8 protein-coding genes are annotated in these 10,688 nt (G+C 61.3%); 4 read left to right on the plus strand and 4 right to left on the minus strand.

The genetic code is table 11. The annotated features are described in order from the left end of the window. Positions 1–102 precede the first annotated feature (102 nt). Positions 103–852 (plus strand): hypothetical protein, encoded by a 750-nt coding sequence (locus tag ACIOMR_RS28515; protein ID WP_032898777.1) that lies wholly within the window; start codon positions 103–105, stop codon positions 850–852. A 15-nt stretch (positions 853–867) separates the two neighbouring features. Here the strand turns inward: ACIOMR_RS28515 and ACIOMR_RS28520 are convergent, their stop codons facing one another. Then, positions 868–2,130: an MFS transporter gene (locus tag ACIOMR_RS28520; RefSeq protein ID WP_178902864.1), complete on the minus strand. Its 1,263-nt coding sequence runs from the start codon at positions 2,128–2,130 to the stop codon at positions 868–870. A gap of 243 nt (positions 2,131–2,373) precedes the next feature. Here ACIOMR_RS28520 and ACIOMR_RS28525 point away from each other — a divergent pair, with 243 nt between their 5' ends. Together ACIOMR_RS28525 and ACIOMR_RS28530 are read left to right on the plus strand one after the other, a co-directional pair. Beyond that, positions 2,374–3,501, plus strand: coding sequence for an MFS transporter (locus ACIOMR_RS28525; protein WP_050550296.1), 1,128 nt, complete (start codon positions 2,374–2,376; stop codon positions 3,499–3,501). A 55-nt stretch (positions 3,502–3,556) separates the two neighbouring features. Then, on the plus strand, positions 3,557–4,654 hold the full coding sequence (locus ACIOMR_RS28530; protein ID WP_008431528.1) for a LacI family DNA-binding transcriptional regulator: 1,098 nt from the start codon (positions 3,557–3,559) through the stop codon (positions 4,652–4,654). Positions 4,655–4,762: 108 nt separating this feature from the next. Here ACIOMR_RS28530 and ACIOMR_RS28535 read toward each other — a convergent pair whose 3' ends face one another. From ACIOMR_RS28535 to ACIOMR_RS28545, 3 genes are read right to left on the minus strand one after another with little or no spacing between them, the layout of a single operon-like run. Continuing rightward, on the minus strand, positions 4,763–6,373 hold the full coding sequence (locus ACIOMR_RS28535; protein WP_401197716.1) for a GMC oxidoreductase: 1,611 nt from the start codon (positions 6,371–6,373) through the stop codon (positions 4,763–4,765). A 17-nt stretch (positions 6,374–6,390) separates the two neighbouring features. Beyond that, a complete protein-coding gene (locus ACIOMR_RS28540) occupies positions 6,391–8,178 on the minus strand; it encodes a thiamine pyrophosphate-binding protein (protein ID WP_102604522.1) in 1,788 nt (595 codons plus the stop codon). Further along, the gene (locus ACIOMR_RS28545) at positions 8,175–8,894 is read right to left on the minus strand and encodes a ThuA domain-containing protein (protein ID WP_032898774.1); all 720 of its coding nucleotides are present in this window, start codon (positions 8,892–8,894) and stop codon (positions 8,175–8,177) included. The genes ACIOMR_RS28540 and ACIOMR_RS28545 overlap by 4 nt, the downstream gene beginning before the upstream one ends. A 288-nt stretch (positions 8,895–9,182) precedes the next feature. On the opposite strand from ACIOMR_RS28545, the gene hisD reads away from it, so the two are divergent. Further along, positions 9,183–10,466 carry a histidinol dehydrogenase gene (hisD, locus tag ACIOMR_RS28550; RefSeq protein ID WP_401197722.1) on the plus strand — a complete coding sequence of 428 codons (1,284 nt, stop codon included), beginning with the start codon at positions 9,183–9,185 and terminating at the stop codon, positions 10,464–10,466. Positions 10,467–10,688: the final 222 nt, after the last annotated feature.

Here is a 10,688-nt window from a genome sequence, read left to right on the forward strand (position 1 = left end):
TTGGTTTGCCGCCCTCACTGCACTTTTTCCCGTTCTTCCGATCTATCTCTGTCCCGACCACACTAATTTCCGGCGTGGACAGCAGACCCAGACCTGGTGCCGATGGATCGCACGTTACCTGTTTTTATCACCCGATGGATGCGTCAGCCGCTGTGGCTGGCTGCGGTTTTGATGCTTTGCGCCAACGGTTGCAGCCAGCAGCAGGGGCGCGATATTGCCACGCAGTTCAGCAACGGCAAGCCCGACGAGTTCTTCCAGACCAGCGTTGATCGCATGGCCACCCTGAGCATGCGCGACAACCTGCAAAGCCTGTATCTGCTGATGAGCAAGCTCTACCTGCGCAACCCCAACCAGTGGCGTCAATCGGGTTACACCGACGCGGTGACCGCCGCCCGGCAAATCCGCCAGGCCATCGAACTTCGCCAACCGCTACCTGCCCTGGGGGATCGTCGCGACCTGGCGGCGCTGAGCTATTCCCTGAGCCCGGAGTTTCGCGGCGACCGGGTAGGCGCCTTCATCTACGCGATCGGCAGCATGCTGGTGACGGCACACGGCGGGCGCACCGAGTTTTATATAACGGACTCGATCAACCCGCAGTTCGTCAGCAATGCCGCGCGCAATATCGAGAAGGCCACCTGGCTGCTCAGTCAGCGCCAGGATGCCAATGGCTCGCTGTTGCTGTTCTCCAACGAGATCTCGGAGGCGGGCAGCAACCTCAGCTTTGCCGTGGAGTTCGGCAAAATCGTCGCGCGCCTCGACCTGTTGACCCAGATGCTCGACGAACGCTACCGGCGCATCGGGCTCAACTACGCGCAAAGCTTGCTGCTGATGAATTTCCTGCCGGTGCAGTGACGATGCGGGCCTCCCTCACCCCTCGGTTTGCGCTTTGCCGCGGGCAACGGTTTTCTTCGGCGCGCGCATCAGCAGTGGGCCGAACGTCGCGAGCAAACCGAGCATCACCAGCGGGAAGAACATCAGCTTGCTCAGGCCGAAGTTGCTGACGATGACGGTGATGACGGCGGGGCCCACCAGCATCCCGGAAAATCCGATGCAGTTGACGATGCCGATATTGCGCCCGGCATGTGCCGGGTCCCGGCGCCCGGCGGCGGAGATCATCAACGGTGCGATGCACGAAAGGCCGAGGCCAAACAGCGCGAAGCCGACAACGCCGGTCACGGCCGTACCGCCCAATATCGTGGTGATCATGCCGAGGACGCACAACGTACCGCATCCAAACACCACCTGCGCATTACCGAACGCAGCGGCCAGGCGGTCGCCAAAAAGACGCCCCACGAATGACGCACCGACGAACAGTGAGACCGCCATGCCTGCGGTCGAGGTGGTGGTCGCGAACTCCCGGCGAATGTATTCCTGGCCCCAGTCGGCAATTGCGTTTTCGCCCATCATGCTGCCCAGCAGCAAGGTGCCGAGAGCGATCATCACCAGCAGTGTCTTGGCCGAAGGGCCCTTGCCGGTTTCGTCCCGGGACTGGGTGCCGGCTTGCCAGTCGTCGAGCTGGGCGTCGGGCACATCATGCTTGCCCAGCAACCATCGGCTGAACACACAGCCCAGAATGAACATCGCCAGGCCCAGTACGGTGTAAGGCACCAGCACGCTGTCGGTGTAGAACCGGGTCAGCCAACTGCATGCCATGCCCAGCAGGAAGCCGCCCAGGGAATAGAAGGCATGGAAGCCGGACATGATCGAGCGTCGATAAAACCGTTCAACCTGCACGCCGTGGGCATTCAAGGCGGTATCCAGGGCGCCGCGCAACAGCCCCAGCACAGAGCCGAAACACAGCGCAAACCAGAAACCGTTGACGAAGCCCAGCGGGATAATCGAAAGCGGATAGGCGAGGGCGCCAAGGGTAATTACCGGCTTGGCGCCGAAGGTGTCCAGCAGCCGCCCGACCAGCAGCGCACCGGCTGCGGAACCGACACCGACCCCGAGGGCAATCAGGCCGAAACTCGAGTCCCCGAGTTCTCCCGTCAGGCCAAGCTGGGTCCTGAACACGCTTACACCGGTGGACCAGATGTACATCATGGCGCCGATCATCATGAAGCCGAGAAAGGTGGCGATACGTGCCTTGCGAATACGCGGGGGGATCGGGGTTTTCTGGAAAGTGCTTATCACGCTGCATGGTCCCTTTTGTTTTTGTGGGGTGGTTATGCAATTTTGGGTTATACGAATAACCTTGCGGAAGTAAAACCTGCACCCTGTGGGCTGTCAATGCTTTATCAATCCAGAATATGTAACAGTCACAAGGCAGTGGCTGGCGCTTGAGTTTTAAGTTATACGTATAACTCCAACTGTTCAGGTATTGGGGTTTCCGTGTCGTCTCAAGAGTTGTTATTGCCGTGCTCCACGCCGCATATGTCGGCCTACCGCTTGACGTTTCTGCTGTCCGGCCTGTGCATGGGCGCCTGGGCGCCGCTGGTTCCCTATGCGCGCAGCCGGGCCGGGGTGGACGACGGCGCATTGGGCATCCTGTTGCTGTGCCTGGGCCTCGGCTCACTGGTGATGATGCCGCTGGCGGGCATCCTGAACGCCCGCAAAGGTTGCCGCTTTACCATGCACATCGGCATCGCCCTGGTGTTTCTGACGCTGCCTCTGCTGGCGACCACACATTCATTCTTGGGCTTGATGTTTGCCCTGACCGTGTTCGGCGCAGGGTGCGGCGCAGTGGATGTGACGATGAACGTACAGGGCGTGATGGTTGAGCGTGCGACCGGGCGGTCCTTGATGTCGGGTTTTCATGGCTTGTTCAGCCTGGGCACGATTGTCAGTGCGGCGGGGATCACCGCGCTGCTCTGGCTGGGCGCCACGCCGTTGCTGGCCAGCAGCGCGGTGATGGCGGCACTGGCTGCGTTTGTCCTGAGTTACGGGCGCCAGATGCTCGGGCGCAGCGGCGAAGAGGGCAGCCCGATCTTTGTGCGGCCCACGCGTAAAGTCCTGGTGCTGGGGGTGCTGTGCCTGTTCGCGTTTCTGGCCGAAGGTGCGATTCTCGACTGGAGCGCGGTGTTCCTGACCCAGGTGCGTGATGTCGAGCCTTCCATTGCAGGCCTGGGCTACGCCTGCTTCGCCGTGATGATGGCGTTGGGGCGCTTGAGTGGCGACCGGATTCTGCTCAGGCTCGGCGCCCGGCTGGTACTGGTGGGCGGTGGCCTGATTGTAATCCTGGGCTTTCTCACGGTGGTGCTCGCGACGAACTGGCAGGTGAACCTGGTGGGGTTTGCGGTCATCGGAATCGGTTTGGCCAATATCGCGCCGGTGTACCTGTCGCTGGCGGGCGCGCAAAAGACCATGCCGGGGGAACTGGCGATTGCCGCTGCCACCAGCCTCGGTTATCTGGGTATCCTGATGGGCCCGGCGGTGATCGGCTTGTTCGCCCACGCGACGAATCTATCCTGGGCGCTGCTGGCGGTTGCCTCGCTGATGGTCGCAATCATGTTCAGTGCCACACGACTGGTTCCGAAGGTTTCCCCTCAACGGGTACACTGAGCGCCTGTTTTTTCATGACCTCGCATGAGGTTTCAAAAGGATTGGGAAGCAAGCGATGGCCGTTTCAATGAAAGACGTAGCACTGGCGGCAGGGGTGTCCCAGCCTGCGGTGTCTTACGCCTACAACCGACCTTCCAAACTGTCCCCGGCCCAGCGCGAGCATATCCTCGAGGTGGCCGCTTCATTGGGCTACCCGGGCCCCAATGTGCTGGGCCGCAGCCTGCGCTCGGGCAAGATCGGCGCCATCGGGTTGATGATGATGGACAAGTTGTCCCTGGCCTTTGCCGACCCGTGCACCATCGCCATGCTGCGCGGCATCAGTGAAGTGGGCGAGTTGGAAAATGTCGCACTGACACTGTTTCCGCTCAACAACAACCGCCTGGTGGGCCGGGGCCCGGCGGCGAGCCACGGCAGCCTGGCCCTGCGCGGGCTGGTGGATGGCCTGATTATCTCGACCCTGCCTGATGATCACCCGGCGGTGCTGGCGGTGGTGAAGCACAGTATTCCGTTCGTGGTGATCGACTCGCCGCTGGTCGAGAATTCGTTTTTTGTCGGCATCGACGATCGCGGTGCGGCTCGCACGCAAATGCAGCATCTGCTGGACCTGGGCCACCGCAAGATCGGCGTCATCATTGACCGCCTCAACCCGGATGGTTACCGCGGCCCGATTGACCTGCAACGCTTCAAAAGTGCCAGTGAGCGGATTGTCCGCGAACGCCTCACCGGTTACGTGGAGGCGGCCACCGCCGCGGGCCTGGCGTTTGAAGACCTGAGCGTGATCGAGGCCGGTGGGCTGGATTCCACGTCCGGCCAGGCCGCAGCGTTCACATTGCTGACCTCCAACGACGTCACGGCAGTGGTGGCGTGCTCGGATGTGATGGCGATTGCCTGCATGAAAACCGCCCACGCCCTCAGTCGCCAAGTGCCGCAGACACTTTCGGTGATCGGCTTCGACGATATTCCCGAGGCGGTGCAGCTCGGGTTGACCACCATTGCCCAACCCATGGTGGAGAAGGGCGTGTACGCCGCACGCATGCTGACCGAGCAATTGAATGCCCCGGCTGATGCGCCGCTGGCGCCCGAGCAAAAGATTTTCGCCACCAAGCTGGTGGTGCGTACCTCGACCCGCAGTATCCAGCAGGCAGACGCCTGATCCCGTTGGTAAGGGATCGCTGTAGGAGCTGGCTTGCCTGCGATGGCATCGACTCAATACCACTGACAGACCGAGTCGACTGCATCGCAGGCAAGCCAGCTCCCACCTTTACCTGGGCTGCCCCTTGAAGTGTGCCGCTACTCTGAGGGCATTCGCCGCGATGGTCAGTGCCGGATTAACCGCCGCCGACGACGGGAAGAACGAGCTGTCCACCACCCATACATTCTCCAGGTCATGCAGCTTGCAGTTCAGGTCCAGCACGCTGGTGGTTGGGTCCTTGCCCATCACGGCAGTGCCGCACTGGTGGGAGTTCGTCGCGATGCCCATGCGCGCCTTGAGGATCAGCGGATACCCTGCATCACGCATGGTTTGGGTGGCCTTGCTCACCAGTCCTTCATGGGCCTTGAGGTTGTTCGGCGTCCAGTGAACCTTGATCGCACCGCGCTGCGTGTCGTAGGTGACGCGGTTGTCCTGGGTCGGCAGATCTTCCGAGGTCAGGTACAGGTCTACGCTGTGGTCAGTGATATAGCGTGAAGCGAATTTCGGCAGCCAGGGCCGCATGGCACTGATCATCGGCTCGCGGATTTTCCCCAGCATCTGCACGTTACCCAAGGGGAATGCGTTGTGCGGGCTGGCGCTGTACCAGTCGTTGATGGCCAGGGTTTTCTGGAAGGTCACGTTGTTCTTGCGTCGCGGGTCCACCGCCAGCATGAAGGTGCTGTTGTGCACCATGTAGTTACGCCCCAACTGCCCAGAGCTATTGCCCAGGCCATGAGGATGTTGAGCGTTCGCAGACTTGAACAGCAATGCCGCACTGTTGACTGCGCCGCACGCCAGCACGAAGCGTTTGGCACGCAGTGTCACCTCGCGTCCATCGAACAGACCCCGCGCTTGAGTCACGGTTTTGCCATCGTTATCGGTGTTCAGCTGCCGGATCGTGGTGCGAGTCATCAGCCGAATGCTGCCACTGCGCAGGGCGGGCCTGAGCGCAGAAACTTCGGCGTCGGCCTTGGCCTCCACCAGGCACGGATAGCCATCGCAGGTTGAGCACAATACGCAATCGCCGCCATCGCCATAGTCCACCGCCGCCGGCATCACGAACGGCTTGAGTCCGGCACGCTGCATGCTTTGTTCCAGCGCAACCAGGGCCGGGTCGTGCTTGAGTGCCGGTTGCGGGAAGGGTCCTGAACGCCAGGGTTCGCTTGGGTCAATGCCGGCCTGGCCATGCACGCGGTAGAGCTTTTCCGCTTCGGCGTACCAGGGTTCAAACTCGGCGTAGCTGACGGGCCACGCAGGCGACACGCCCTCGGCATGCTGGATCTCGCCAAAGTCCGCCTCGCGAAACCGTGGCAGCATGGCGCCGTAGAATTTGGTGTTGCCGCCGACGTAATAAAACACCCCCGGCGAAAATGCTTGGTTGGCCTGGTCCAGCCACGGTTCGGCATTGCGATAGCGTCCTTGGCCGAACACCGCTTCAGCGCTCCAGTTCTGGATTTCCCGGGGCAGGAAATCCCCTCGTTCGACGATCACAATATCCAGCCCGCTGTCACGCAGGGCATGGGCGAAGGTCGAACCGCCCATGCCCGAGCCGATAATCACCACGTCACAGTTGATCGTGCCATCTGCATCAGGTGTCACCACGTCGAGGGCGCGCGGTTCGCGCGGCGCCCCCGGTTGTGGATTCAGCTCTGCATGATGCGAAATCAATGCATCACTCATGTGAGCCGCTCCGGCATTTACAGGTGTTGTTCGGAATTACGGATTTGCCAGTACTCATCCTGGCGTTCGTCGGTGATGTATTCCGGAATCGGGAAGTCCCACCAGCCGGGCACCCAAGGGCCAGCCGCATCGCGGTCGGTGGGTACTTCGATCAGCACCGGCACATTCAAATCCAGCGCTTCCTGCAGGATAGGCTCAAGGTCTTCCGGGCGCTCCACACGGTAGGATTTGAGGCCGAAGGCTTCGCCCACCGCCTTGAAGTCCGGGCTGTAGGGCGTGCCGTCCGGGTGGTTGAATTCAGTGCCGATATGGCGGCTGGTCTGCTTGCGCTGGCCACCGCGAATCGACATGTAGCCGGCGTTGTTCTGGATCAGGAACACCACAGGGATATTGTTGGTCACGCAGATCGCAATTTCCTGGGAGGTCATCAGGAAATCGCCATCCCCGAGGATGCACACCACCGGCTGGTCAGGCGCCGCCAACTTCGCACCGATGGCCGCAGGTACGGCCCAGCCCATGGACGAGAAGCCGCCGGAGGTCAGGTGGGTACGTGGCGTATAGACCGGGAAAGTCTGCTTGACCGCGCCCTGGGTGTTGCCCGAGCCAACCACCACGATGGTGTCCCGCGGGAACACTTTGCGCAGCGCGCCGAGGGGGCGTTGCGAGGTGAACGGAAAGCGATCGGAGTCACGACGGCCCGCCAGTTTGGTTTCCCATTCTTCCTGATAACCGCGCAGGTCGCTCAGGTACTCTTCGCGCTCAACCGTCTCGCCTTTCAGGCTTTCGACAATGGCGGCGAGGGCGTATTTGGCGTCGGCACAAATGCCCACGGTCACCGGGTAGTTCTTGCCGATTTCATGCGGGTCGATGTCGATGTGGATCAGCTTCGACGGCGGGATCGCGAAGGTCACGCCCTTGGCGTAGCTGGACGACGACCAGTCGGTGAAACGGCAGCCCACGGCGATGATCACGTCTGCGGTGGACGCGACTTTATTGCCGCACAGGGTGCCGGTCTGGCCGACACTGCCGGCGAACAACGGGTGATCTTCCGGGAAGCCGCTCTTGCCGTTCCAAGTGGTGACCACCGGGATCTTCCAGGCTTCGGCCAGGGCGAACAATTCCGCGCTGGCTTCGCCGGTAATCACGCCGCCGCCGATCACCAGCACCGGGCGCTTGCTCAGTTTCAGCTCTTCCACTGCGCGTGCGGTGGCTGCCGGGTCCGGGAAGCATTTGCCGATCGGGGTGCGCTCTTCGAGGGCATGCAGGGTCACTTCAGCGGCCTCGGCCTGCACATCCATCGGGATTTCCAGGTGCACCGGCCCCGGGCGTCCGGTGACCATTGCGCTCCAGGCGCGGTGCATCATGAACGGCAACTCTTCAACACGGGTCGCCACCCAATGACGCTTGGTCACGGCCTCGGCGATTTTCGGGAAGTCGTTGTCGGTGTAGCGCTCCAGCTCCTGCAGCAAGCCATGGCCACGCATGTGGGTGGGTGGCCCGCCGGTGATCAGCATCAGGCTGGTGGAGTCGGTAAACGCGGTGGCCATGCCGATCACCGTGTTGGCGGCGCCGGCACCGATGGACGTCACTGCCGCCATCGGCTTGCCGCTCACCCGGTAGTAACCGTCGGCGAGGTGCACCGCGCTCTGCTCATGGAACACCTGGATGAACTTGAGCTTGGAGTCTTCTTCGAGGAAGGCGTCGGTCAGGGTCCAGATACCGTGGCCGGGAATACCGGCGACGTATTCGACGCCATAGTTTTTCAGGGTTTGAGCCACGATCTGGCTGCCGGTCAATTTAGTCATGACAGGACTCCTTGGGTTGATGAAACGGAGGGGGTTGCCTCGGCGGTACTGGCTGCACGCCCGCGTGTCGCCCAGTTCAGGCCTTGCTTGGTCAGGCGGCGGATATTCGGGTCGGCGAGGTTGCTGGTGTCGTGCCCGATGGAGTGATAGAACACCCGCCCCTGGCCCCACTGGCGCACCCACGCCACCGGGCTGCGATGGCCGTTGAGCCAGGGGAAGGGGTTGCCGTCGAAGGTGGTTTCAGCCAGCACATGAATGTTCGGGTCGACCTGCATGTAGTACTGCTCGGACCGTACCTCGAAATCCTCGACGCCCTGGGTCACCTCGTGGCTGTGGTCGATGACGTTGACCTGGTACGGGTGGGGAAAGCCTTCGCCCATCGGGTGTTCGAGGAATGAGCCGCCGAGCACCCAGTGATATTTGAGGCTGGCGCGAAACGCCGCGCCTGCGCCGTGCCAACCCACCAGGCCGGTGCCGCTTTCGATCGCTTCCAGCAGGCGGTTTTCCTGGGACGCGGTGAGCGTCTCGGTAGTGACGGCGTTGTTCCAGCCGATCACGATCAGGTCATAACCGGTCAAGTCCCTGTCCAGTGTGAAGATGTCGGTGGACTCTTCGACCTCGAAATCCAGTTCCTGGAAAACGGTGCGCGCCCATGCCGCAATTTCGTAGGGGAAATGGCCGGGCCAGCCACCGAATAGATACAAGACTCGACTCACGGTTGATCACCTCTTTACGTTGGGTGTGATTGTTAGGTTATACGTATAACCGCTTATTTAACCTATCACTCCGAATCCCTAAGTCAATGGGGCTTACATGTTTTTCATCCGGGGTTATACGAATAACGTCAGCAGCCCGCCGCAGTGCTTCAACACTGCGTCTGTGTTGCGTCAGGTTGCGTCACCAATAGGGAGGCTGCGAAATTGCCCGGGGCAGGGGGGTAGGAAAAGATGGTTGCCAATGCCGGGGGCATGTCGCGTGCCCTCAAGAACCACCTGGAGCCACTGATGATTCGTTACCTGAAAACGCCTAAACCGGTCGAAGCCCAAGCCGAGATTGCCGCCCAAGTCCGCGATACCGTTGAGCGCATCATCGCCAACGTCGCCCGTAACGGCGATGCGGCCGTACGTGAATACTCGAAGCAGTTTGATCAGTGGTCGCCTGTATCTTTCCGGCTGAGCGACGAAGAAATTGCCGCCTGCGTGGCGAGCCTGTCCGAGCAGGAAATCGGCGATATCACCTTTGCCCAGGCCCAGGTCCGGCGCTTCGCCGAGGTGCAAAAAGCCTCGATGCACGATGTGGAAGTCGAGACCTTGCCTGGCGTGATCCTTGGGCATCGCAATATTCCGGTGAACTCGGTGGCTTGCTACATTCCGGGCGGCAAGTACCCGTTGCTGGCGTCGGCGCATATGAGCGTGCTGACGGCCAAGGTGGCCGGGGTGAAGCGCGTTGTTGCGGCCGCGCCGCCGTTTGATGGCAAGCCTCATCCGGCCATTGTGACGGCGATGTATTTGGCGGGTGCCGATGAGATCTATTGCGTGGGCGGGGTGCAGGCGATTGCTGCGTTTGCGTTGGGCACCGATACGTTCAAGCCGGTGGATATGATCGTTGGGCCGGGTAATGCGTATGTGGCCGAGGCCAAGCGTCAGTTGTTCGGCAAGATTGGTATCGACTTGATTGCCGGGCCTACAGAGACACTGGTGATTGCTGATGACAGCAGCGATGTTGAAATCATCGCTGCCGATTTGTTGGGGCAGGCGGAGCATGGGGTTAATTCGCCTGCGGTGTTTTTGACGAACAGTGCGGAGTTGGCGCAAACCCTGCCGGCGGAGATCGAGCGGCAGTTGGCGCTCCTGTCCACCGCACCGGTTGCTTCTGTCGCCTGGCGCGACTATGGCGAAATCATCCTGTGCGACAGCGTCGACGAGCTGGTGCAGGAAGCCGATCGCATCGCCTCCGAGCACGTGCAGGTGATGACCCGCGATCCGTTGTATTTTCTGGAGCACATGACCAATTACGGCGCGTTGTTCCTTGGTGAGCGCACCAACGTTTCCTATGGCGATAAGGTGATTGGGACCAACCACACATTGCCTACCACCGGGACTGCGCGGTACACCGGCGGGCTGTGGGTCGGCAAGTTCATCAAGACGTGCACGTATCAGCGGGTGCTGACGGATGAGGCTTCGGTGTTGGTAGGGGAATACTGCTCGCGGCTTTGCGGGATGGAAGGGTTTGCGGGGCACAAGGAGCAGGCGGATATTCGGATTCGTCGTTACAAGAAGCACGGTTGAGGGTACATATCCGTTGTTTGGGTAACGGCGACTATTGGTTCCGCTCTTACAGCGGCTCACTTTTGAAAAGCGCAAAAGTAAGCAAAACGCTCTTGCCCCACCACTCGGCTCCTCGCTTAGGCTCGGAGTGCCCTCACTCCGGCTTTGGACCGTGGGCCGCCGTCATGGGCCATCCTTGGCCCAGGACGGCTAACCCGGCGTCCTGCCGGGTTACCCACGCTC

Origin of the sequence: Pseudomonas sp. NPDC087814 (assembly GCF_044742865.1) — a bacterium.
In the GTDB taxonomy this organism is placed as follows: Bacteria; Pseudomonadota; Gammaproteobacteria; order Pseudomonadales; family Pseudomonadaceae; genus Aquipseudomonas.

Bases quoted from the DNA above. Each gene is read 5' to 3' on its own strand.
- ACIOMR_RS28515 (WP_032898777.1), top strand. From the start codon at position 103: ATGGATCGCACGTTACCTGTTTTTATCACCCGATGGATGCGTCAGCCG.
- ACIOMR_RS28525 (WP_050550296.1), top strand. From the start codon at position 2,374: ATGTCGGCCTACCGCTTGACGTTTCTGCTGTCCGGCCTGTGCATGGGC.
- ACIOMR_RS28530 (WP_008431528.1), top strand. From the start codon at position 3,557: ATGGCCGTTTCAATGAAAGACGTAGCACTGGCGGCAGGGGTGTCCCAG.
- ACIOMR_RS28535 (WP_401197716.1), bottom strand. From the start codon at position 6,373: ATGAGTGATGCATTGATTTCGCATCATGCAGAGCTGAATCCACAACCG.
- ACIOMR_RS28540 (WP_102604522.1), bottom strand. From the start codon at position 8,178: ATGACTAAATTGACCGGCAGCCAGATCGTGGCTCAAACCCTGAAAAAC.
- hisD (WP_401197722.1), top strand. From the start codon at position 9,183: ATGATTCGTTACCTGAAAACGCCTAAACCGGTCGAAGCCCAAGCCGAG.